Genomic DNA, 22,595 nt, shown 5'->3' on the forward strand with positions numbered 1-22,595 from the left:
GATTTCAATGACGATTCAGCCCACGCATCGTTCCTTGCAAACGACATCCGGCTTATCCGGAATTTGCGTCCAGAGCTTCGTGAGAGGCGGTGCATGGCGACAATTTCTCGCCGTACGGGCTGGGCGGCGAACAGATAGTCGAGCGGGCCCGCTTAAACAATGTGACGAATTCCGCCTCGGCGGGGAGATAAGCCAAAATATCTTCGCGTCGCGCTTGAAGCAGCGCACGATATTATGCCCAATAATTCGAATACGGCATTCGGTTTGCGCCGCATTCTCCTGACGGTGAATATCCTCCACCTAGGAGGAGCCAACCGTTTGACCCGGAATCTCCGCCGCAGTAGACACTGCCACATCACAGGCGTGTGCAATCGGCAATCGGCTTATCACAATTACGCGGGTGATTTTGAAACGGCCGGACGCGGCTTCGGCGTTCGATTATCGCATTTCACGACAGCAGCATAAAAGGACGAACATGCAGACAAAAGCCTATGCCGCGGCGGCAGCAAAGGCGCCGCTTGGGCCTATTACGATCGACCGCAGGAATCCCGGACCAAAGGACGTTGTGATCGACATTCTCTTTTGCGGGGTTTGTCATTCCGATCTTCACACCGCACGCGGCGAGTGGCCGGGCATTCTTTATCCCTGCGTTCCGGGCCACGAAATCGTCGGTCGCATCACGGCCGTCGGTAAGGACGTGACCAAGTTCAAAGAGGGCGATGTCGCCGCCGTCGGCTGTATGGTCGATAGCTGCCGAACCTGCGACTCCTGCGAGCACGATCTCGAGCAATATTGCGAGGGGCCGCATAGCTTCACCGGCACCTATAACGGCGCGGCGAAGGGCGGACTGCCCAATACGTTTGGTGGCTATTCAAAGCAGATCGTGGTCGATGAGCACTTCGTACTGCAGGTTCGACACAAAGAAGATCAGCTTGCGGCCGCGGCGCCGCTGCTTTGCGCGGGCATCACAACGTGGTCGCCGCTGAAGCATTGGAACGTTGGGCCTGGCAAGAAGGTCGGCATCGTCGGCATTGGCGGGCTCGGCCACATGGGCGTCAAGCTCGCTCACGCACTCGGCGCGCATGTCGTGGCATTTACGACGTCGGACTCGAAGCGGCAGGCCGCGCTCGATCTCGGCGCGGATGAGGTCGTCGTATCGAAGAACGCCGACGAAATGGCAGCGCATGCCGGCACGTTCGATTTCATCCTGAATACGGTGGCCGCGTCGCATAACCTCGACGCGTTCACCAATCTGCTCAAGCGGGACGGCGCGCTGACTCTCGTGGGCGTGCCTGAGCATCCGCATCCCTCGCCATCAGTATTTCCTCTTATCTTCGGCCGGAAGTCGATTGCCGGTTCGTTGATCGGTGGCATCGCCGAAACGCAGGAGATGCTCGATTTCTGCGCCGAGCGTGGCATCACCTCGGATGTAGAGATGATCTCGATGAAGGACATCGATCACGCTTACGATCGTATGCTCAAGAGCGACGTCAAATATCGCTTCGTCATCGACATGGCGACGTTCGAGTGACGCACAGGGCGCCGGCCGGTCAAGCCGGCGCCAATGCCTTGCTTGCCGCAAGTGTCGGCATGTTGCGAGCCCTGAAGAAATCAATCACGGCGCGCACAGCAGCCGACATGTCCCTTTGGCGCGGATAGGTCAGATACCATCCAGGAAAGTGCGGCGAGAACTCTTCCAGCATTGGCACGAGCTTTCCCGTTGCGATCAAAGGTCGGACGTCCGACTCCGTCCAGAATGCAATGCCGACACCTTGCGTTGCGGCGTGGATCGCCATTTCGGCGCATGAGACCGTCAGCGGACCGTTGACGACCACTGACATCCAGTGACCGTCCTTGAAGAATTCCCAGTTGTAGATTCCGCGCCGGCCCGACCACCGCCAATTGATGCAGCGGTGCTTGTTGAGGTCGCTCGGATCTCTCGGAATGCCGTGCTTCGAGATGTATTCGGGCGATGCGACAGCGCACATGCGGAGATCGTCACCCAGCTTAATCGCGACCATATCGTCTTCGAGAAGTTCACCCAGTCGAAGTCCGATATCGAAACCTTCGTCGACGATATCGATGACGGCGTCGTCGACGGTGATATCGAGCACGATATCGGGATGCTCGGTCGCAAACCGGCCCAGATGCGGGGCGATCAGCGTGGCGGCCGCTTTGCGCGGTGCGAGAAGCCGCACCGTACCGGCGGGAACGACGCGCAAATTCTGCACGTCGCGCACGGCCTCTTCCATTTCCTCAAGCGCCGGCTTGAAGCGCGCCAGCAGGCGCTGCCCCGCCTCTGTTAGAGAGACGCTGCGAGTCGTGCGATTGAGCAAACGGACGCCAAGCCGCTTTTCCAGCTCGCGGATCGTCTGGCTCAATGTCGATGGTGAAATTCTGAGATGAGCGGCCGCCCGCGCAAAATTGCCTTGTTCGGCAATGGTCACGAAGGCGCGTAGCTCAGCGAATTCGCTTCCGCGCATTATATACTCAAAGCCAAAGGAGGTATTCGGATTGCCTCATATTATATCGGCACATGCCAGCTATTAAATGTGGCCGATGTTCGCGGAAGCCGGATTTTTGTGCTTTCGACGCGAATTCCCCCGAACATGGTTGAGAGGTGGCGCTGTGCTGGAGAAACGCAAGCTAGGCACGCAAGGACTCGAGGTTTCGGCGATCGGCCTCGGGTGCATGGGCATGAGCCGCTCGTACGGCGTCCCGGACGACGCTGAATCGACGGCGACGATCGCACGTGCGATCGAGTTGGGCTGCACATTCCTCGATACGGCGGAGGCGTATGGGCCATTTGCCAATGAAATTCTGCTGGGACAGGCCTTAAAGGGCAAGCGGGATCAAGTCGTGATCGCGACGAAGTTCGGTTTCACATTCAGCAGCAACGGCATTTCAGGAACCGACAGCCGCCCAGCGCATATTCGCGATGTCGTCGAAGCCTCACTCAAGCGATTGCAGACGGACCGCATCGACCTTCTTTACCAGCACAGGGTCGATCCGAAGGTCCCGATCGAGGATGTCGCCGGGGCCGTCAAAGAGCTGATCGCGGAAGGCAAGGTCCTTTATTTCGGCCTCTCGGAGGCGAGCGAGGAAACGATCCGCCGGGCACACGCGGTGCAGCCGGTCTCGGCGCTACAGAGCGAGTACTCGTTGTGGGAACGCGGCATCGAAGAGCACATTCGCCCAGCATTGTTCGAACTCGGCATCGGCCTCGTGCCGTTCAGTCCCCTCGGGCGCGGATTTCTGACAGGCAAAGCGAAACGTGCTGAAGACTATCCGGCCAACGATTATCGCTCGCGCAACGATCCGCGCATCCAGGGCGCGAATTTCGACGCGAACATGAAAATCGCCGATATTGCACGCGAGATTGCGGTCGCCCATCATGCAACGCCGGGACAGGTTGCCCTGGCGTGGCTGCTCGGCTGCAGTCCACATATCGTGCCGATTCCGGGGACGAAGCGGCGCGTCTATCTCGAAGAGAACCTCGGTGCGGCGAAACTTGAATTGTCCACCGAGGAGACCGATCGTCTCGACGCTGCAGCAAAGTTGCTCGGTGTTGCGGGCGCGAGATACACGGAACGGATGATGTCGTTCGTCGATATTTAATGAGGAAACGGACTACTCGGGTTTCGGCTCTTTCTTCAGGGTGGAGCCCGCGTCCTTGAACTTCATCAAGTGAGCGTCGTCGGCGGAACCTTTGGTTTCGGCGACGACGCCAAATTCCAGCGGCTCATCCTGCGCGTAGCGTTTGCCCAGGCGGTAGGCGATTTCGGCGCGCGCCGTCTCGACGCCGAGATAAAACGCGTGGCCGGGATCGGCGCGGGTATCGAGATGCGGATAAAGCTGGAACGGATCGTCTGAGACGTGATGGCCGTCGCGATTGTAGATATGGACGCCATCTTCCGCGACCTCGATGCGATAATTTTGGTCGCGAATTTCCGACGCGAGCGATCTGATCTCTTCCGGTGTCGAAGCAAAGCCTTTGCGATCGCGCAAGGCCATGAGGCCCGAGCCAAAACCTTGCGGCAGTGCATTGGCCTTGCGAGCGGCGAAGTACTCGCGGCGGGCGCGGTCGAATTCCTTAATCGCGGTCCGGCAATGTGGACTCACCTGCACAGCAAGCACTGCCGTGATGTGAAGCTCGGAGCACATGCCCATCAGGATGGCGTTGATGCCCGTGGTGTCAGCGTCGGTCAATTCCGTTACGTTACCAATGCCCATCAGGATCGGAATGTCTGGGCGGCGCTTGCGCAGGTCGTAATAACGCGCGACGGATGCGGTGAAGCCATAGTGGATCGGATCGAGGATCGGGTCGGCGTAGAAGGGGCGGCCTTTCGCGATCATGATATCGATGACGCGATCGAGCGAATCCATGTCGGCGGCACCAGCCGAAATGAGGATCGGCGCAGCAGGACCTTCGTCGACAATCGAGATCGTCTTTTCGGATAGCGAGAAAAGATAGTCGGCGCCTGCGCGCGTGGCGCGCGACAACTCTTCCGGATTAAAGGAATCGACGCTGACCTTCGCACCATCGGCATGCAACGCCGCGATGGACGCTTCCAGATGTGGAAACGGACTGTCCGGCAAGCAGCCGAGATCGATGACGTCGGCCCCGTCGGCGCGATACTTGCGCGAGCGTTCGACAATCTGCTCCGGCGTCATCAGAGTTGCATCGACGATTTCGCCAAAGATTTTGACGTCGTGCTCGGACAGGTCGATCTTGCGTGCGGCGTGGCCGAGATATTCAGGCAGATCGGCGATCTCTTCCGGGCCACGCTCAAAGCGTGTGCCGAAATGGTCCGATAGGCGTTCGAGATCGCCGCGAAAACGGCCGGGCATGATGACCCGGTCGGCGTGCTCGGGCAGCTTCAGGCGGCGCTCGACGATTTCCGTCGTCATGAGGGCCGCGACCTTGACGCCGATATTGGTGACGACCGGCTCCAGGTCGGGATCATTCAGCTCTTCCGCCACACGCTTGACGCGCGGCTCGGCCAGCGATCCGGTTACCAACACAATGCGCTTGGCCATCGACGGGCATTTCCCTTTACGAATTCAACCCCCGTGAATTGGCACCGAATGCGGCCTCGTGCAATGTCCCGCACGTGCCCCATCGACAAATCGGCAGATTTACGGTTTCCGTCGCCCGTCACCTTGGAGAAGCCTTGGCATGAAGAAAGTTCTGCTCATCGGGATCGGCGCGGGAAACCCCGACTACATCACCATGCAGGCGGTGAAGGCGCTAAACGCGGTCGATGTGTTCTTCTTTCTCGACAAAGGAGAAGTTAAGGCTGATCTCGCCAATCTTCGGCGGGAAATCTGCGAGCGCTTCATCGAGGACAAGTCCTATCGGATCGTGGAGGTTCCAGGGCCGGTGCGGGACCAGGGCGGCGATTATAAATCCGGTGTCCATGCATGGCATCGCGAGAAGGCGCAGATCTTCAGCTCGCTTATTGCGGATGAACTGAAAGACGGCGAGGTCGGCGGGTTTCTCGTTTGGGGCGATCCCTCCCTTTACGACAGCACGATACGCGTCATCGACCAGATCGTAGCGCAAGGAACGCTCGCATTCGAATATGAGATCATTCCTGGAATCACGGCTGTCCAGGCGTTGGCCGCCGAGCATAAAATCGCGCTCAATCCGATCGGCGAGCCGGTGCACATCACTACGGGCCGCAAACTGCTCGAAGGATTGCCGCAAAAGGTCGATACGGCCGTCGTGATGCTCGATAACGGTTCAGGGCTTCGTGCGCTGATCGACGAGGATGTGGAGATTTTCTGGGGCGCGTATCTCGGCACGCCAGATCAGGTCCTGATTTCCGGCAAGCTGAAGGAATGCGTCGATGCCATCGAGGAAGCGCGCGCGGACGAACGGGCACGGAAGGGGTGGATCATGGACACCTACCTGCTTCGGCGCGCGCCTCCCCGGCCGTGACGAGGCGGAATTTTTGTCAGTGCTGACCTTCGAAGTCGTCCCAGGGTGGCGATTTGCCGAAGCGATCGACGAGAAAATCAATGAAGACGCGGGTTTTCGCGGCCAGATAGCGGTTCGGCGCATAGAGCGCGTGAATGGTGAGGTCTGACGGCCGATTGTCGGGAAGGACAAGCTTCAGCCGTCCGTCGGCAATATCCTGGCCCACGATAAACGTCGGCAAGTTTGCGATACCTATGCCTTGCACGGCTGCGTCGCGCAGCACATCGCCATTGTTCGATGCCAGGCACGCGCCGATGGCGACCGAGACGGGCTGGCCCTTCTCGGTCAGGTGCCAGCGCTGCATCGATGTGGTGTGGCCATAGCTCAGACATTTGTGATCGACCAGTTCGGCGGGCGTCTGCGGCATTCCATGTTTTTCGAGGTATCCGGGCGACGCGACGATCACGATCCGGGCTGGTGCGATCCGGCGGGCGATGAGGCTCGAGTCCGTCGGCGTCCCGATCCGCAGGGTGACGTCCGCGCCTTCTTCCAGCGGGTCGATGAAGCGGTCGGTCAGCAGGAGTTCGACCTTGAGGTCATAATAGAGGGTCATGAAGTCGGAGATGGCCTTGCCGAGGTAGAGCATGCCGAACGACATCGGTGCGTTGACCTTCAGGATGCCCTTTGGCTCGTCATGGAGGCGGGAGACCTGGGCCTCGGTTTCCTCGATCTGGGAGAGGATGGAAACGCAGCGCTCATAGTACGCAAGGCCGGCTTCGGTCGGGGTCACGCGCCTCGTGGTGCGGTCCAGGAGACGGGCGCCCAGCGCCTGCTCGAGCTCCATGACGCCCTTGCTGACGGCCGAGCGGGTCAACCCCAGGCGACGCGCCGCCTCGGCGTAGCTGCCGCTGGAGACGACTTTCACCAGCGCTCTCATGGCGTCGAGCTTGTCCATTTGTATCCAAATTGGAAACAGATTGCTCGTATATTGATATATTGAGCGATTTTCGTCAACGAGCCATATTCAGGACGTCGGACGGCTGATGCCTCCGCACAAAGCGAATTTCAAGGTGTCTGGAGGCACGCATATGACGAAGGTTCTGGTCCTCTATTATTCCAGCTATGGCCACATCGAGAAGATGGCGGAGGCCGTGGCGGCAGGCGCGCGCGAGGGCGGCGCCGAGGTGACGATCAAGCGAGTGCCCGAGCTGGTGCCGGAAGAGGTTGCGCGGCAGTCGCATTTCAAGCTCGATCAGGCGGCGCCGATTGCGACGGTCGATGAGCTTCCGAACTACGACGCGATCATCATCGGGGTGCCGACCCGTTTCGGCAACATGCCGGCCCAGATGAAAAACTTTCTCGATCAGACGGGTGGCCTCTGGTTCGGCGGCAAGCTGATCGGCAAAGTCGGCAGCGTCTTCTCATCGACGGCCACGCAGCACGGCGGTCAGGAGAGCACGATCCTGTCGACGCATACGGTTCTGCTTCACCACGGCATGGTGATCGTCGGACTGCCGTACTCGTTCCAGGGGCAGATGGGCGTCAGCGAAGTGACCGGCGGCTCGCCTTACGGCGCGACGACGATCGCGAACGGTGACGGCTCGCGTCAGCCCTCCGCCAACGAACTTGCAGGCGCCCAGTTCCAGGGCCGGCACGTCGCGCAGGTCGCGGCCAAGCTGAAGGCGTAAGCCTCACTAATTCGGACCGTTGCCGAATTGGCGACGGTCCGCTTCCACCGGCTCCGATTGAAGCGCCGGATCGACCCTCCACATAGCAGATCAACCTAGTGACATCTCGTGCGAACGAGAGAAAGGACAAGCCATGTCTGGTATTCACCACATCACTGCGATTGCTGGCGATGCGTCCCGCAATCTCGACTTCTATACGCGCGTTCTCGGCCTTCGCTTGGTCAAAAAGACCGTCAACTTCGACGATCCGGGCACCTACCACCTCTACTTCGGTGACGAGAGCGGCACGCCCGGCACGATCCTGACGTTCTTCCCGTGGGCACATGCGTCCAAGGGCCGGAATGGAGTCGGGATGGCGCAGCAGACGATGTTTCGCGTTCCCGAGACCGCGATTGGCTATTGGACACACCGCTTCGTCGAGAAGGGCGTGCCGCACGAGGCGATCGAGAAGCGCTTCGGACAGTCGGTCCTGCAGTTCACGGATCCGGACGGCATGAGCCTCGCACTCGTTGGCGTGGCTGGTGCCGAAGCCGAGGCCGCTTGGACCGGCAGTGACGTTGCAGCGGAAAACGCCATTCGCGGGTTCCACGGCATCCGACTGCTGCTTGAAGACGTGAAGAGCACCGGCGCCATCCTGACGGATGTGTTGGGCTTCACGGAAGCGGGCAGCGAGGGCAACGTCACGCGGTTCGTGGCGAAAGGCACGAAAACCGGAAGCGTCGTCGAAATCCACGAGGCGAAGGGCTTTCTTGCGGCTCGCATGGGCCGGGGCTCGGTCCATCACGTCGCGTTCCGCGCGGCGTCGGATGAAGAGCAGGCCGAGATGCGCAAGAAGCTCGTCGAGAACCATCGCATCCAGGCGACGGAACAGATGGACCGCAACTACTTCCGGTCGATCTACTTCCGCGAGCCGGGCGGCGTGATTTTCGAGATCGCAACCGACCAACCAGGCTTTGCCATCGATGAGCCAGTGGCCACCTTGGGACAGGCATTGAAACTGCCGGCGTTCCTTGAAGGGCAGCGGAAGGAAATCGAGGCAGTGCTGCAACCGTTGGAGAAGGCAGCATGACGACAATGACGACAAACGTCATTCGTGCGGGCGCACCTTTGGGTGCCGCCCGTGCGGCGATGATCTTGGTTCACGGACGTGGAGCAAGTGCCGAGGGTATGCTCGGCCTTGCGGACGCATTCGAAGCCGGCGACATCGCCTATGTCGCTCCGCAGGCGCGTTCGGGCAGTTGGTATCCGCAGTCTTTCATGGCACCGATTGCCCAGAACGAGCCGCATCTCAGCAACGCTCTGAAAACGCTTTCGGACGTTGTCGCGGATGTCGAGCGGCAGGGCGTGCCGTCCGAGAAGATCGTGCTTTTGGGATTTTCCCAGGGCGCATGCCTCGCGCTCGAGTTCGCAGCCCGGAACGCTCGCCGTTTCGGCGGCGTCGCAGGCTTGAGCGGCGGCTTGATCGGACCAGAAGGGACGCCGCGGACTTATGCAGGCTCTCTCGCGGGCACGCCGGTATTTCTCGGTTGCAGCGATATCGACTTTCACATTCCGCTCAAGCGGGTGAAGGAATCGGCGGAGGTTCTTAAGGCGCTCGGCGGCAACGTGACGGAGATCATCTACCCCGGTATGGGCCACACGATCGTGCAGGACGAGGTCGAGCACGTTAAGAAGATCCTCAAGGATCTCTAACGGCCGCACAGGACAGGTGTTGGAATGGACTTCGACTTCGAAACACTTGCAGCAGACGATCGCTACAAGCTTCTCACCAGTACGATCGTTCCGCGGCCTATCGCCTGGATAACGACACGAGCAAAGAACGGCGCCCGCAATGCGGCGCCGTTCAGCTTTTTCAACGCCATGGGCAAAGACCCGGCACTGCTTGCCGTCGGCATCATGACCGACGGCGACGGCAGCATGAAGGACACCGCCCGCAATATCCTCGACACGGGAGAGTTCGTGGTCAATCTCGTGCCGCGCGTGGCGGCGGAGGCGATGAATTTAACGTCGGTTGATGCGCCTCCGAATGTTGACGAGCTTGCATTGGCCGAGCTTGAGACGGTCCCGTCGCTCAAGGTCAATCCGGAGCGGGTTGCGATCAGTCCGGTTTCGTTCGAATGCCGGCTGCATACGCCGCTCATCTTTTCCAACCAGCTGCTCGCGATTGGCGAAGTCGTTCAGGCGCATATTGCCGACGAGGCCATGCTCGACCCGGCGAAGCTCTACGTCGACACGGCGAAACTCAATCTGATCTCGAGGCTCCACGGACGCGGGCTCTATGGAACGGCGGAGACGGCGTTTCAGATGCAGCGGCCCCGGGCGTATGACGCGCTGGAAAAGGAAAAGGCGCGAGATTGATCTCGCGCCTTTGTCCGAATTGTCCTTAATCGTAAGCGATGCTCAGGCTTCGTGCGGAATATTCCGGGTCGATTCGAAGAGGAACCACACGCGGCGTTCAGCTTCGTCGATCCAGTTTTCGAGAAGGCTCGCTGTAGCGACATCACCATGCTCGTCGCAGAGATCGTGGAGCTGGCGCATTTCGTCCGCCAACTGCAGATTGTCGTCGCGAAGCTCTGCCAGCATATCGTTCGGCGAAACGAAATCGGCGTCGTTGTCGAGAATGCGCTTTTGGCTGTTGATCTGGCCGATGGAACGGATCGTCGTGCCACCGAGCTTGCGGGCACGTTCGGCGATATCATCCGTCGCCGCAAAAATCTGCTCGCTCTGATCGTCGAGAAGCAAATGGTAGCTCCGGAAATTCGGACCGGACATATGCCAGTGGAAGTTCTTCGTCTTGATGTAGAGCGCGAAGAAATCGGCAAGCAGCGCCGAGAGCGACGCGGAGATGTCCTTGATGGCGTTGTCGGAGAAGTGCGACGGCGTATCGAGTGGAGCCTTACGCCGGGATTTGGTCGTATCCGCTTTCATGTTCATCTCTTCCTTGGCTATGCGTTGCGGGGGGTGTGAAAAGGGGTTTGCAATTGATCAGACGGTAGATACCGCCACATTGATCGAGGTCATCCGGCAGCCTCCTCGACGACGACTTTAATCAATGAGCACATTTTTTCTACGGTTGGCTGAATGGCAGGCGGAAGCTCATATCTTTTCGCGAGCCGGACTAAATCCTGATACGAAATCCATGTCGCGGAGCGCTCATCTTGCCAGACCAAGGCCTTCAGAGGCAGGTCCAAGCCGATGGTCTGCTCACTTTGCATAAGCACGGTGCCCGCCTTCGGGTTTCCGAAGAATAGCACTTCTGTCGGCCGGAGATCGAGGCCGGCTGCCGTTGCGCCCGCCGCATGGTCTATGCGCGCAAAAACCGTCATGCCATGGCTGGACGCGGTCGCCGCGAGCCGGTCGGCCGTCTCCTTCGGACCATGGGAGCTTTGGAGAGTGATCAATCCTTCGACCATTTTGCCGACGCTTCTTCCGGTTCCGGCGCGAGATTTTTGGGCCGCCACTGTTAGCTCCGACCACCGGTCATTGTCCACCGGGGCCGACGCAAAATAATGCATTCAGAAAAATTGCGACAAATGCCACCGCTTGGCGGCTCTCGCGGGTGACGACATTCGGGCGGTCGTCTAATCGTGTCTGGGCTAATCCGACTCAACGAGGGGAAGAATGATGCCGCGCCTTATGACGCTGCCAGCCGTGCCGGCCGTATTAAGTATTACGGCTGGCTACGTCGATACGTCGAGCTTTCTCGCTTTGAGTGGGCTCTTCACTTCACATGTAACGGGAAACTTCGTGACGCTCGGGGCATCGCTTGCCCAGGGTTCATCCGATACAATTGCCAAGATACTAGCACTGCCGCTTTTCTGCGCGGTGGTGTTTGCGACGCGACTACTGCGTTTCCAGCTTGAGAAAAGCGGCCTGCCGATTCTCGGCATCTGGCTTACGCTTCAATTCATTTTGATGACGATTGCGGGCGTGCTTGCCGTTCGCTACGGCCCCTTCCCCGATGCGGATACAGTTCCCGCCGTCGCTGTCGGTCTTATTCTGGTCGTTGCGATGGCCATTCAAAATGCGTTTCATCGCATTCACCTTGCGAACTATCCGCCGACGACTATCATGACCGGGACGACGACGCAGGCGATGCTCGATCTTGCCGATCTCTTTCGTGGCGTGTCCGTCGATAAGAAGCCAGCCGTGACGGCACGGGTCACCAACCTGCTCAACGGCATCGTGGCCTTCGCGCTCGGCTGCGCAGCGGCTGCCGTGACCTATGCTCACGTCAAGGAGTGGGTTTTCATCGGCGCTCCGATTTTCGCAGCGATGACGATCGGCTTCTATATTCGGGAAAAGTCGATCGGCGCGCGATCTGGCTCAACATGAAAAACGCCGCCATTCGTCTGGCGGCGTTTCCGTATTGCATGTGCCGGGATCAAGCGTGGGCGTGGGTTTTCGTATAGCGCGGAGCCGGTTTGCTAAGGGAGAGATTGGGACGGAGCGCCAGGCGCGCGGCATTGAGATCGTGCCAGTCCTTGATGTTTGGTAGCGATGGGATCGTGACGAGTTCGCCGAGGTCCAAGCCTGCGAGCGCCGCATCGACCATCGGCTCGACATCCATGATCATTTCCGGCGGATATTTGTTGACGTCGATGCCCGCACGTTCCCAGATTTCCGTTCGCGTCGCGCCGGGAAGGACCGCTTGAACGCGTACGCCGGCATCCGATAGCTCAGTATTGAGCGTGAGGGACAGGTTCAGAACGTAGGCTTTCGAAGCGCAGTAGACGGCGCTGGCGATTTCAGGCGCGAGCGCCAGGACCGATGATACGTTGATGAGAGTGCCCGACTTCTTCGCAGAGAAGTTGGCAGCGGCAGCCGACGCTAAATGCGTCACCGCAGTGATGTTCAGATCAATCAGCCGGTCGGTGAGGGCGAGGTCGGCGCTAGCCATGGCGCCGTTGTAGCCCATGCCCGCATTGTTCAGAAGAAGCGTTATCGCTTTGTCTTCCCGCAACCGCTTGGTGATAGCGGCGAGATCGGTCTTCGAAGTCAGGTCGGCCGCGGCGACCTCGACCGACCTGTCGGTTTCGGCTTTGATGCGCCCGGCGAGCGCGTTTAGCCGCTGTGCATCTCGTGCCACGAGCAATAGATCATACCCACGCTTGGCAAGCCGATCGGCATACACAGCGCCGATGCCCGATGAGGCGCCTGTGACAAGGGCCGTTCCCTTGGAATTCGACATTTGATGTTCCTTTCTTGTCCTCGTTTGGATTTCGAAATGGCGAGGCCTCGCCACTATATATTTTTTACATCATATAAAATGGCGAACGTAATTATCATCTTGGCCAACCGGCCTAGCAGCGGCCATTCAAAACTTCGTCAAGCGTCCAACAGAGCGTCCCGCACCGCCTGCATAATCTCGTCGGAGACGGGCGAGCCCTTCGTCGATCGCGATAGAACCACTGCCCCGACGAGCATGGCGATCTGTGCTAAAGCGTCTTCGCGCGCGGCGGCCTTGTCCTTTCTTTTGCGCGACAGAAGCGGTGTCAACCGCTCGACCATCACGTTAAAACCGGCGGCAAATGCGGTTCTGATCTGGCCTTTGGGGTTTTCGCGTGCCATGTCTCCGCACATGGCGGCGGCCGGACAACCGAGGCCGATTGCGTCGCGGTGTGCTTTCGTCGTGTAGCGTTTGATAAATTCCACTCGCGCGGATTTTTTATCGGCGCCATTACGTTGCTCGATCCCGTCGTAAATGCTGCGGCGCTCTTTAAACGCGCGTTCACAGGCCTCGGCGACGAGCGCCTCTTTCGAATCGAAATGACCGTAAAATCCGCCGTGTGTCAGACCAGCTTCGGCCATGACGGCGGGAACGCTCACGCCGTCGATGCCGTACTCAAGAAAGAGCTTCGATGCTGCATTGAGCACGTCTTCGCGGTGTTGATCTGCTTCCTTGCGCGATACTCGCGGCATTCTTTTTTCTCCTTGGGCCTAAGCGTGGGTCGACGCGCCGTTGCGTTGGCCCATGACCATGCATGTCTCTGTCCCGTGAGCGACAAGGTTCCCTTCCTTGTCGAAAACCTTCCCTTCCGAACTCGCGATGCGACCGCCGAGCGAAAGCACGACGCCTTCACACCGCAGGACACCCGTCGAGGCAAAGACCGGACGCACGAAATTGGTCTTGAGTTCCAGCGTCGTATACGATTGTCCGGCGGGCAACATGGATTGAATAGCACACGCCATTGCGGTGTCGAGAAGGGTTGCAATCCAGCCACCGTGAACAGTCCCCATCGGGTTATAAAATTGCTCAGCTGGCGTCCCTTCGAAAACGGTGCGGCCGATCTCAATCTCTTTCGGCAAAATTCCTGTCGCGCGGCTGAATGGCGGCGCGATAAGCGCACCGTCCCGCAGCGCAACAAGAAAATCCAATCCTGACATCGCTGCCGCAACAAGGGGCGACACAATCCCGGTCTTCATCGGCTCATCCAATTTCGTTTTCTCCCGGCGCGCGTTGAGGTGCGTCAACATTCGGCGTTGCGGGGCGATGCACTCACTTGCATTACGTCTATCATATATTATGTCGGCCATCATGAATAGCCAAGAAGGCGGAGGAGCCCCACCAATGCGTCAGGACCCGATTGTCATCGTATCTGCGGTTAGGACACCTCTCGGGCGGTTTCTGGGCGATCTTGCCCCGCTCCAGGCTTCGGAACTCGGTGCGCACGCCATCCGAGCCGCACTGGTACGGGCTAAGCTGGCGCCAGAGAAAGTGGACGAAGTTCTTTTCGGTAACGTGCTGACGGCGGGACAAGGGCAGGCGCCGGCACGGCAGGCGGCGCGGGCAGCCGGGCTCCCCGATGCAACCGGTGCGACGACCGTAAACAAGGTTTGCGGGTCGGGCATGAAAGCCACGTTTCTCGCCCACGATCTGCTCGCCGCGGGCTCGGCCGATATCGTCGTCTCGGGCGGCATGGAATCGATGTCGAACGCGCCCTATCTGCTGCAGAAGGCCCGTGCGGGTTTTCGCGTCGGGCACGGACAGGTGCTCGATCACATGCTGCTCGACGGCCTCGAAGATGCCTACGAAAAAGGCCGCAGCATGGGCGATTTCGGCGAGGCAACGGCTGAGGCCTATCAGTTCACGCGGGCGGATCAGGATGCGTTCGCAGTCGAGACACTGACGCGTGCGCGCTCCGCTATTCAGTCCGGGGCATTCAAAGCCGAGATTGCTCCGATCAGCATCGCGACCAAAGAGGGCGAGAAGGTCGTGGTCGATGACGAGAATCCGCTCAAGGTCTCACCGGAGAAAGTGCCGAAGCTGAAACCGGCGTTCCGGCCGAACGGCACGATAACCGCGGCCAGCTCGTCGGCAAACGCCGATGGGGCGGCAGCTCTGGTTCTAACGCGTCGCTCGCTTGCAGAGCGCGAAGGACTACCGATCCTTGCTGAGATCCGCGCGCACGCGACGCACAGTCAGGAGCCGGCCTGGTTCACGACCGCGCCAATTCCCGCCATTCGCAAAGCCTTGGCAAAGGCCGGGTGGGAGGCTGGTGACGTCGATCTTTACGAGATCAATGAAGCGTTCGCGGCGGTCGCGATGGCCGCGCAGAAGGATCTTTCGATCGCGCGCGATAAGCTCAACGTCAACGGCGGCGCGTGTGCACTCGGACACCCGATCGGTGCAACGGGCGCGCGGTTGATCGTAACCCTGCTGCACGCGCTTGAGCGTCAGGGAGCGACGAAAGGGATCGCGTCGGCTTGTATCGGCGGTGGCGAAGCGACCGCAATCGCTATCGAGCGCGTTCAGCATTGAACTCTGCGTGATGGGCCTCAGGAGAGGCCCATCCGTGACTGGAGCCGATCGGTCGAAGCTCTGATCAGGCGATCTGAGACGATGCCGATGAAGGCGATGGCAAAACCGGCGGTCAAACCGCGGCCGGCATCGGCCTTGGCAAGCGCGATGAAGACCTCCTGGCCGAGATCGCGCGTTCCAATCATGGCGCAGATAATGATCATGCTCAGCGCCAGCAGCACGGTCTGATTGATACCGAGCATGATCTCGGGGAGCGCTAGGGGAAGCTGCACGCGCCAGAACATCTGGCGTGGCGTGCATCCAGATACGGTCGCAGCCTCAATCAGGCTTTCGGGAATCTGGCGAATGCCGTGGTTGGTGTAGCGAATTGCCGGAACGATCGCGAACAGGACGGTTGCGATCATGGCGGTCACGTCGCCTACACGGAACAGCATGACCACCGGAATGATGAAGCAGAACGACGGCAGCGTCTGCAAGGTGTCGAGGACCGGCGTCAAGAACGCCGCGAAACGATCGCTGCGCGACGCAAGGATACCAATCGCAATTCCGAACACGGCACAAATGATCGCCGACACGCCGCAGAGATAGAGCGTCGCCATCGACTTTTCCCAAAGTCCTGTGACGGCGCAGAACGACGTCATCAGAACGACGAGCACGGCAAGGCGCATACCGGACAGACGATACCCCGCCAGCCCGACGAGCAGAACCATCCCGAACCAAGGAAAATCGACGAGAAAATCTCGGATCGGGTTCAAGATGTAGAGCAGCAGGAAAGTGCGGAAAGCTTCGATGGCATCGAAGAAATGGATGTTGATCCAATCGACGGCCGCCTTCCAGTAGGGAGCAGTCGAAACCTTGATTGCGGCCGGGACGGCTGCGAATGCCGGCACATAGACACTCAAGATCGTGGTGACAGCGAGAATGGCGACGGCCAGCGTCAGCATCGGGTTTCGCTGTATGAAGTTCTGGTCCTGCACGTGCATAGCGGGACGCTGTCGGGCCGCCGCCTGACTCAACCGATCGAGAACGATCGCAAGCGCGACAATCGCAAGACCGGCTTCCATGCCCTGGCCGATCTTCAGCGCTCGAAGAGCGAGAAGCACATCATAGCCGAGACCACCGGCGCCGATCATCGAGGAGATGATGACCATATTCAGGGCGAGCATGATCACCTGATTGACGCCGACCATCAGTGTCGCGCGCCCTGAGGGAACCAGCACCCACCACAATTTCTGGCGTTGCGTGCAACCAACCATTTCGCCGAAATCATCGATCTCGTGAGGCACGCGCTTCAGCGCAAGCACGGTGGCGCGCACCATCGGTGGCATTGCGAATATGGCTGTTGCGAGCATGCCCGACACCGGACTGTTTCCAAACAGGAGCAGCATCGGAATGAGATAGGCGAACGTCGGCATCGTCTGCATCAGATCAAGCATCGGCTGGATGATCGTACGATCGATCCAGGGCTTCCGAAAGGCGACGACGCCAAGCATCAACCCAACGATAACGCACAACGGCACGCTGATAACGATGAGCGCCAATGTCAGCATGGCGCTCGTCCACTGGCCGAAGAGGGCGATGTAGAGCATGCAGGCTGCGGCCAATGCCGAGAGACGCCAACCACCGAATTTGTAGCCCGCGATCGCAAACGCTGCGCACACGCCGATCCACGATAGACGCGGCAGAACGACCGCGTTGGGGCCGTAACCGGACTTCCAGCCCTTGGCGAGCAGGTCAATCGCCCATTGCAGCGGCACGTTGAACACGTTGGTGACGCCGCGCGTCAACCACATGAAATTCGACTTTAGCCACGCCATGATTATCGAGATCCACTTGGAAATCGGGATAATGGCGGCGTCGGGGTACTTAACAGCCCAAGGGGCGATGCTCGGAACGAGATAGAGGATCGCGACAACGGCGATGGCCACAGTCCAGATCAATGTCGGGGTGGAGATGGCGGACGGCCGGATAGGCGCCGTCGTGTCTGCGACGGTCATACACGTGCCTCTTTAGCCAAGTCGCGATCGGCAAGGATATCGATAACGTCATCGGGCGTCACTTCACCGAGTGGCCTGCCATCAGCGGCGGTGACAAGAAAGTTCTTGCGGACACCGACGATGCGAGCCGAAAACGATGAGATCTTATCTCTTGCACCGACTGTTCCGCCGTAGTCGGCAGATGGCGAAACCGGGCGCATCAGACTTGCTGCCGACATCACCTTCGAGCGCTGGACGTCGCGCGTGAATTCGGCGACGTAGTCTGTTGCGGGATGGAGCACCAGTTCTTCCGGCGTGCCGATCTGTATGATTTCTCCGTCCTTCATAATGGCGACGCGGTCGGCCAAGCGGATCGCTTCATCGAAATCGTGGGTGATGAAGACGATGGTTTTCTTCAGCACGCTTTGGAGACGCAGAAGCTCGGCCTGCATCTCGCGCCGGATCAAAGGGTCGAGTGCGGAAAACGGCTCATCGAGGAACCAGATTTCCGGTTCGACCGCGAGGCTCCGTGCAATACCGACTCGCTGCTGCTGGCCGCCTGAAAGCTCACGCGGATAAAACTGCTCGCGCCCGCTGAGGCCGACAAGCTCGATAACTTTGCGTGCGCGCGCCTCGCGCGTCTTGCGTTCGACGCCTTGAACGGAAAGCGGAAAAGCGATGTTTTCGAGCACCGTCAGATGCGGCAGCAGGGCGAAGTGCTGAAACACCATACCCATGCGGTGACGACGGATCTCAATCAATTCATCAGGGGATGCTTTCAGCAGGTCGATGCCGTCGAGCTCGATCTTTCCCCACGTGGGCTCAACCAATCGAGAGAGACAGCGAACGAGCGTCGACTTGCCCGAGCCGGACAAGCCCATGACGATGAAATTTTCGCCGCGACGAACTTCGAGCGACGCATGCCGGACGGCGCCGACGAGCTGGGCTTTGCTCAGGTCTTCGGATGTCGGTGCGCCGTTGTGTTTCGCCAAAAAATTCTTCGCGCCTTCGCCGAAGACTTTCCACACATCCTGGCACAACAGTTTAACCGGACGATCGTCAGTCGCCGACGTCGTATCATCGCGCAGGGGCGCTTGGGTATTCATTTTAGAATCGCTCCATCGCGCAAAGCGCGCCGCGTGGCCTCAAAAACAGACGGGAACCGACAGCCTGCGATGGCACACCGGTTCCCGTCGCGTCTTCACTCAATGCTGCAAAGGAAGCTCAGCCGAACTCTTATTTCGCCCATTCCTTCCACTTGGCCTCGTTGGCATCGACCCAAGCCGCGGCGACGTCATCCATCGACTTGCCGTCGAGATCGATCTCACCTGACATCTTGTTCAGTTCGTCAGTATCGATCGTGTAGTTTTTGGCGACTTTGTAAGCGACGGGCCATTTATCTTTCAGGCCTTTCCAGGAGTACTTCCAGATTTCGCCGTGCGGCTTGCCGCAATCGTACTTCTTATCCGGGTTCACGCCCCACTTCGGGTCAGTGTAGCAGGCAGGTTCATATTCCGGGAACTGAACCCACTCGCCTTTGTATTTTGCTGGCGCCCAATGCGGTGAATAAATCCAGAGCATGATCGGCGCTTTGCGCTGGTAGGCGGAATCGAGTTCGGCGAACATCGCGCCGTCGGTGCCGGCGTGGACAACAACGAACGGCAGGCCGAGAGCTTCGACGCGCTCGTCGTCAAAACCTTCCCAGGTCACGGGACCGCCGAGATAACGGCCCTTTGGCGCTGTATCGGGCGTCGAGAAGGCTTCGGCGCATTTGGGATCCTTCAGAGCTTTCCAGTCAGGAAGGCCAGGGCACTTTTCTTTCATGTACTCCGGGAACCACCACTCTTCCTTGGCCTTGGGACCAAGCTTGCCGAGGCGTTCGGTCTGACCCGTGGCGTCGGACGCCTTCATCGCTTCGCGCGCGGTCGTATCCCAGTATTCGACGCCGATATCGATATCGCCGTTCGTCAGGCCGGTGGTGAGGCTCGAGAGATAATCGGCCGTCGGGTATTCAACGTTGTAGCCGAGTTTGGTCAGAATGCCGCCAAGGATCTTGGCGTTGAGATTGACGCTCGTCCAATCGAACAATGCAATCTTGATTGGATCTTGCGATTCAGGAGCGCCCGCCATGGCTTGGCTAAAACTCGCCAGCGATACGATCGCTGCGCAGGCCCCCCCGGCCAAAACGCGTTTGACGGCAGTGTACATAGATCAGCCTCCAAGCCAAATCAGTTGAGGTCGAATTGCAGAAATCGCGTGCAGTGACTTTCCTGAGAGTGATGATTTTTGAATTATGATACCTATTTCAAAGTGTGTTCAAGGCCAAATTCAGGGCAGTTGGTGCAAATATAAGCAGCACGGGCGCGAATAAATGTTTCATAGAAAGTCGTCGTCTTACGCCGATTGCCCTACCGCCAAACGCGATCTTTGACGAATAGAATAAACCCAAAAAGAAAGCGAACGCAGATGGTTTGCTCTGCGTTCGCTCCGATGAAACGCGTTGGCCGGTTATCGATCCTGAAGCGGACTATTGCCGAATGGTCCGCATGAAATTGCGATAAAGCGTTTCGGCATCCGCAGCGAAATTCGCGGTGTGGGGTTTAGCAGCTTCCGCCATGCGCGGCAGTGCGCCAGGCCCATGCGTGCGTTCCAGCGCTTGCGCGTAAGCCGGGATATTTCCCCAGTCGTCGATCGTGTTGTCTTCGATTTCGACGTGATACTGCATGCTCCACGCCGTCTTGCCGACACGCATCGCCTGGCAAGGACAAATGTCCGATTTGGCGAGCACAACGGCGCCTTCAGGCGGCTGCGCAACGCGCACGGAGTGCCACTGAACAGCTTTGAATTCCTTGGGCAGATTGCCGAACACCGGATCACTTTCGGCTTCCGTCGTCAGGGCGACATCGAGAATGCCGATTTCAGGCGGACGTTGCGGTCCGCATGTGCCGCCCAAGGCATCGGCCAGGAGCTGATGTCCGAGGCAAAGCCCCATGAAGGGTTTTTCCAATTCGCGAACCCAGCGGCGGATCGCGCGCTTTTCATCGACAAGCCACGGGCATTCATCGACATCCCAGACGTCCATTGGTCCGCCCATCACCCAAAGCGCATCGTAGTTTTCAAGCGCGGGAATCGCGGCTCCTTCATCGAGTTCGACGGCATCCCAAGCGATGCCGTCGGCGGCGAAGAATTTGCGAAAGATGCCTGGATGCTCACAAGCGATGTGCTGAAAAACAAGAAAGCGCACGTTTCCCCCTATTCCCTGTTCACGTATGTCATGATCGACCGGCCGACGACACCAGGGCGCAGATATACGATGTAAACTCATCCGTCATCAGCGCTTCGATGCCCCTGGTCATTGGATGCCAGAGCTTTACAGGTCCGAACAAACGCGAAATTCCCCATATATTTCATACATGTCGCATAACCGTCATGGATATGGGGCAATGGTGAGAGGCGCGTTGAAGGGAACTCGATTTCGAAGCTGCTCTGCGGCGCAATTCGATAGCAAGCCGAGGCTCTCATGCTTGATGAAGTCCGTTCCGAAACTGCGGCCGGGTCGGGGATTGCACCACACGCTTCAGCCGACACCCGCGTCGGACAGTTCCGGCAGATCCTTATATGGCCGGTCGAGTTGATGCCGCCCAATCCTGAGCCGTCTCATCATGACTTCGCGGCGATCCTTTCGAATCTCGGCCAGGACAATCCGTGGAAAGAGGTCGATGACGAGTTCACGTGCGATCCGAAAGATTTTCAGGAGCGTCACTACAATGAGTTCGTGACCTTCCTGCCGCCGGTCCAGCGCTTCCTTTACGGCGGACGAATTGGCAGATCACCGGGATCGGTGTCATCGGAAAGTCCGGTCAAAACCTTCCGGCGTACCGATGTAGCGGCCGTGCGCGTACAGCTAACGCCCGGCGCGGCCCCGATCGAACTCAAGGTGGCTCACGTCGACTTGTATTTCTTCTTCGAAATCGATGTCGCGATCCTAGCGTTGGAGCTTTATTCCGAAGACATCGGACTCGCCGACGTTCAGGACGTGATGTTCCGACTGGGACGAACGCATCCGGCCTATTGGGAGAAGGACACGGGCGTTGCCGGACATTGTCCAGTGAAGGTCGAATTTCTTTCAAGCCACGGTGACGTTCTGGCCGCCTCGGATTACGAGGATCGCGACAAGTTTCTGGCGCAGGTTTGCGCGAAGCGCGCGGCCCGCGTTTCTGCGCATTGGCAATATCTGCTGCATCCGCTTGTGCCGCATCACTCCGATCACCCGGGTGCGTTGCGCTACAAGCAGCTCGAATATTATCGCATGCCGCAAATGGCGCTTATTGCCGTGAAAGCCGGCAGCGAGCTGACGCGCGCCGATTACGTCCGCCTCGCTTTTGCATCCGGTCCAGGCGACTGCTCGGAGTTGCCATTCTCCCAGCGCCACCTTGAAGATTTTGAGGAGCGGTATTGCTACGATCGATACTTCGGACAGCACAACGAGATCGAGTGGCCGCAGAGCCGCTATATGTCGTGCGGTCATGCCCTTGTCGTGACGGGCAGCGCCGACAACCCGTTCTTCGTCGACCCCAACCATGGCTGCCTCAACAGCTTCCGGCATGAGCACTTCCTTGTCTTTCTGATCGCGCACTTCCACAAGGCTTCGCTGCTGATGTTCTCCGATCATCTGACCGGCGCGATGAGCCGTCTCGATGCCAATAACAAGAGCGCGATTCTGGCGTTCAGAGCGGCATCGCGACGGGCGCTGCAAACCTTCCTCCGGTTCACGCATCGCTACTGGTTTCACTCGGTCAGCAATCAGACGCAGGCACACGATATTTTTGCGCTGTGTCGCCGCCATCTCGATATTGACCGCCTCTACGACGACATTCGACAGGAAATTCAGGAGATGAGCGAGTTCCTTGAAAACGAGGCTATGCGCCGTCAGAGCGATACCGTTACGCGACTGACCGTTGTGACCACGCTCGGACTTGTCGGCACCACCGTCACCGGCTTTCTCGGTATGAACCTGCTCGATTGGGCCAATCAATCGACGCCATGGCGATTGGTGGCATTTTCTGCAGTGCTTGTGCCGACCATCCTGCTGACGCTGATTACAATCGCTAAATCGCGCGCCTTGTCGGACATGATGGAATCGCTGTCCGACGGCTCGGCGAACTGGTTTCCCAGGCTTCGCCGTAAGATGCGCATTTGAACGGGGAATGTCAGAGGAACGTCGCTTCCATCATCTAGGCGATGGA

At 58.9% G+C, this 22,595-nt stretch carries 22 protein-coding genes; 10 read left to right on the forward strand and 12 right to left on the reverse strand.

The features are described from left to right. The first annotated feature begins 475 nt into the window (after positions 1-475). Positions 476-1,531 (forward strand): NAD(P)-dependent alcohol dehydrogenase, encoded by a 1,056-nt coding sequence (locus ACLB1Z_RS19235; RefSeq protein WP_409561274.1) that lies wholly within the window; start codon positions 476-478, stop codon positions 1,529-1,531. 19 nt (positions 1,532-1,550) lie between these two features. On the opposite strand, the gene ACLB1Z_RS19240 is transcribed toward ACLB1Z_RS19235, so the two are convergent. Then, a complete protein-coding gene (locus ACLB1Z_RS19240) occupies positions 1,551-2,483 on the reverse strand; it encodes a LysR substrate-binding domain-containing protein (RefSeq protein ID WP_409561275.1) in 933 nt (310 codons plus the stop codon). A 145-nt stretch (positions 2,484-2,628) separates the two neighbouring features. On the opposite strand from ACLB1Z_RS19240, the gene ACLB1Z_RS19245 reads away from it, so the two are divergent. Further along, positions 2,629-3,618, forward strand: coding sequence for an aldo/keto reductase (locus ACLB1Z_RS19245; RefSeq protein WP_409561276.1), 990 nt, complete (start codon positions 2,629-2,631; stop codon positions 3,616-3,618). 12 nt (positions 3,619-3,630) lie between these two features. Here the strand turns inward: ACLB1Z_RS19245 and ACLB1Z_RS19250 are convergent, their stop codons facing one another. After that, on the reverse strand, positions 3,631-5,040 hold the full coding sequence (locus ACLB1Z_RS19250) for a DUF6513 domain-containing protein (protein WP_409561277.1): 1,410 nt from the start codon (positions 5,038-5,040) through the stop codon (positions 3,631-3,633). Between the two features lie 139 nt (positions 5,041-5,179). Between ACLB1Z_RS19250 and cobF the strand changes: the two genes are divergently transcribed. Next, entirely contained in the window at positions 5,180-5,944 is a 765-nt protein-coding gene (gene cobF / locus ACLB1Z_RS19255) for a precorrin-6A synthase (deacetylating) (protein WP_409561278.1), read from the forward strand. Positions 5,945-5,960: 16 nt separating this feature from the next. Here the strand turns inward: cobF and ACLB1Z_RS19260 are convergent, their stop codons facing one another. Continuing rightward, positions 5,961-6,878 (reverse strand): LysR family transcriptional regulator, encoded by a 918-nt coding sequence (locus tag ACLB1Z_RS19260; protein WP_409561279.1) that lies wholly within the window; start codon positions 6,876-6,878, stop codon positions 5,961-5,963. Positions 6,879-7,011: 133 nt separating this feature from the next. Between ACLB1Z_RS19260 and wrbA the strand changes: the two genes are divergently transcribed. The 4 genes from wrbA to ACLB1Z_RS19280 all read left to right on the forward strand — a co-directional run bounded on the left by wrbA (position 7,012) and on the right by ACLB1Z_RS19280 (position 9,969). After that, positions 7,012-7,611 carry an NAD(P)H:quinone oxidoreductase gene (gene wrbA / locus ACLB1Z_RS19265; protein WP_409561280.1) on the forward strand — a complete coding sequence of 200 codons (600 nt, stop codon included), beginning with the start codon at positions 7,012-7,014 and terminating at the stop codon, positions 7,609-7,611. Positions 7,612-7,744: 133 nt separating this feature from the next. After that, a complete protein-coding gene (locus ACLB1Z_RS19270; RefSeq protein ID WP_409561281.1) occupies positions 7,745-8,680 on the forward strand; it encodes a ring-cleaving dioxygenase in 936 nt (311 codons plus the stop codon). Continuing rightward, complete coding sequence (locus ACLB1Z_RS19275) at positions 8,677-9,303, forward strand: alpha/beta hydrolase (protein ID WP_409561282.1); 627 nt, start codon at positions 8,677-8,679, stop codon at positions 9,301-9,303. The genes ACLB1Z_RS19270 and ACLB1Z_RS19275 overlap by 4 nt, the downstream gene beginning before the upstream one ends. 24 nt (positions 9,304-9,327) lie before the next feature. Next, the gene (locus ACLB1Z_RS19280; protein WP_409561283.1) at positions 9,328-9,969 is read left to right on the forward strand and encodes a flavin reductase family protein; all 642 of its coding nucleotides are present in this window, start codon (positions 9,328-9,330) and stop codon (positions 9,967-9,969) included. A 42-nt stretch (positions 9,970-10,011) separates the two neighbouring features. On the opposite strand, the gene ACLB1Z_RS19285 is transcribed toward ACLB1Z_RS19280, so the two are convergent. Both ACLB1Z_RS19285 and ACLB1Z_RS19290 read right to left on the reverse strand, forming a co-directional pair. After that, on the reverse strand, positions 10,012-10,539 hold the full coding sequence (locus ACLB1Z_RS19285) for a Dps family protein (protein WP_013949876.1): 528 nt from the start codon (positions 10,537-10,539) through the stop codon (positions 10,012-10,014). An 89-nt stretch (positions 10,540-10,628) separates the two neighbouring features. After that, complete coding sequence (locus ACLB1Z_RS19290; protein WP_409561284.1) at positions 10,629-11,024, reverse strand: DUF302 domain-containing protein; 396 nt, start codon at positions 11,022-11,024, stop codon at positions 10,629-10,631. A 208-nt stretch (positions 11,025-11,232) separates the two neighbouring features. On the opposite strand from ACLB1Z_RS19290, the gene ACLB1Z_RS19295 reads away from it, so the two are divergent. Beyond that, a complete protein-coding gene (locus ACLB1Z_RS19295; RefSeq protein ID WP_409561285.1) occupies positions 11,233-11,946 on the forward strand; it encodes a YoaK family protein in 714 nt (237 codons plus the stop codon). Between the two features lie 49 nt (positions 11,947-11,995). On the opposite strand, the gene ACLB1Z_RS19300 is transcribed toward ACLB1Z_RS19295, so the two are convergent. The 3 genes from ACLB1Z_RS19300 to ACLB1Z_RS19310 all read right to left on the reverse strand — a co-directional run bounded on the left by ACLB1Z_RS19300 (position 11,996) and on the right by ACLB1Z_RS19310 (position 14,037). After that, on the reverse strand, positions 11,996-12,802 hold the full coding sequence (locus ACLB1Z_RS19300; RefSeq protein ID WP_409561286.1) for an SDR family NAD(P)-dependent oxidoreductase: 807 nt from the start codon (positions 12,800-12,802) through the stop codon (positions 11,996-11,998). 137 nt (positions 12,803-12,939) lie between these two features. Next, positions 12,940-13,533 (reverse strand): TetR/AcrR family transcriptional regulator, encoded by a 594-nt coding sequence (locus ACLB1Z_RS19305; protein WP_409561287.1) that lies wholly within the window; start codon positions 13,531-13,533, stop codon positions 12,940-12,942. An 18-nt stretch (positions 13,534-13,551) separates the two neighbouring features. Next, complete coding sequence (locus tag ACLB1Z_RS19310) at positions 13,552-14,037, reverse strand: PaaI family thioesterase (protein ID WP_409561288.1); 486 nt, start codon at positions 14,035-14,037, stop codon at positions 13,552-13,554. Between the two features lie 145 nt (positions 14,038-14,182). On the opposite strand from ACLB1Z_RS19310, the gene ACLB1Z_RS19315 reads away from it, so the two are divergent. Beyond that, positions 14,183-15,373, forward strand: coding sequence for an acetyl-CoA C-acyltransferase (locus ACLB1Z_RS19315; protein ID WP_409561289.1), 1,191 nt, complete (start codon positions 14,183-14,185; stop codon positions 15,371-15,373). A 17-nt stretch (positions 15,374-15,390) separates the two neighbouring features. On the opposite strand, the gene ACLB1Z_RS19320 is transcribed toward ACLB1Z_RS19315, so the two are convergent. The 4 genes from ACLB1Z_RS19320 to ACLB1Z_RS19335 form a co-directional block, all read right to left on the reverse strand. Beyond that, the gene (locus ACLB1Z_RS19320) at positions 15,391-17,370 is read right to left on the reverse strand and encodes an ABC transporter permease (protein ID WP_409561290.1); all 1,980 of its coding nucleotides are present in this window, start codon (positions 17,368-17,370) and stop codon (positions 15,391-15,393) included. After that, on the reverse strand, positions 17,367-18,455 hold the full coding sequence (locus ACLB1Z_RS19325) for a glycine betaine/L-proline ABC transporter ATP-binding protein (protein ID WP_409561291.1): 1,089 nt from the start codon (positions 18,453-18,455) through the stop codon (positions 17,367-17,369). Before ACLB1Z_RS19325 ends, ACLB1Z_RS19320 begins: the two co-directional genes overlap by 4 nt. Before the next feature lie 130 nt (positions 18,456-18,585). Continuing rightward, positions 18,586-19,479: an ABC transporter substrate-binding protein gene (locus ACLB1Z_RS19330; protein WP_244421068.1), complete on the reverse strand. Its 894-nt coding sequence runs from the start codon at positions 19,477-19,479 to the stop codon at positions 18,586-18,588. Between the two features lie 397 nt (positions 19,480-19,876). After that, positions 19,877-20,593: a type 1 glutamine amidotransferase gene (locus ACLB1Z_RS19335; protein ID WP_409561292.1), complete on the reverse strand. Its 717-nt coding sequence runs from the start codon at positions 20,591-20,593 to the stop codon at positions 19,877-19,879. Between the two features lie 276 nt (positions 20,594-20,869). Between ACLB1Z_RS19335 and ACLB1Z_RS19340 the strand changes: the two genes are divergently transcribed. Next, complete coding sequence (locus tag ACLB1Z_RS19340) at positions 20,870-22,549, forward strand: CorA family divalent cation transporter (RefSeq protein ID WP_409561293.1); 1,680 nt, start codon at positions 20,870-20,872, stop codon at positions 22,547-22,549. Positions 22,550-22,595: the final 46 nt, after the last annotated feature.

This window comes from Hyphomicrobium sp. MC8b, assembly GCF_905067615.1.
Classification (GTDB): domain Bacteria; phylum Pseudomonadota; class Alphaproteobacteria; order Rhizobiales; family Hyphomicrobiaceae; genus Hyphomicrobium_B.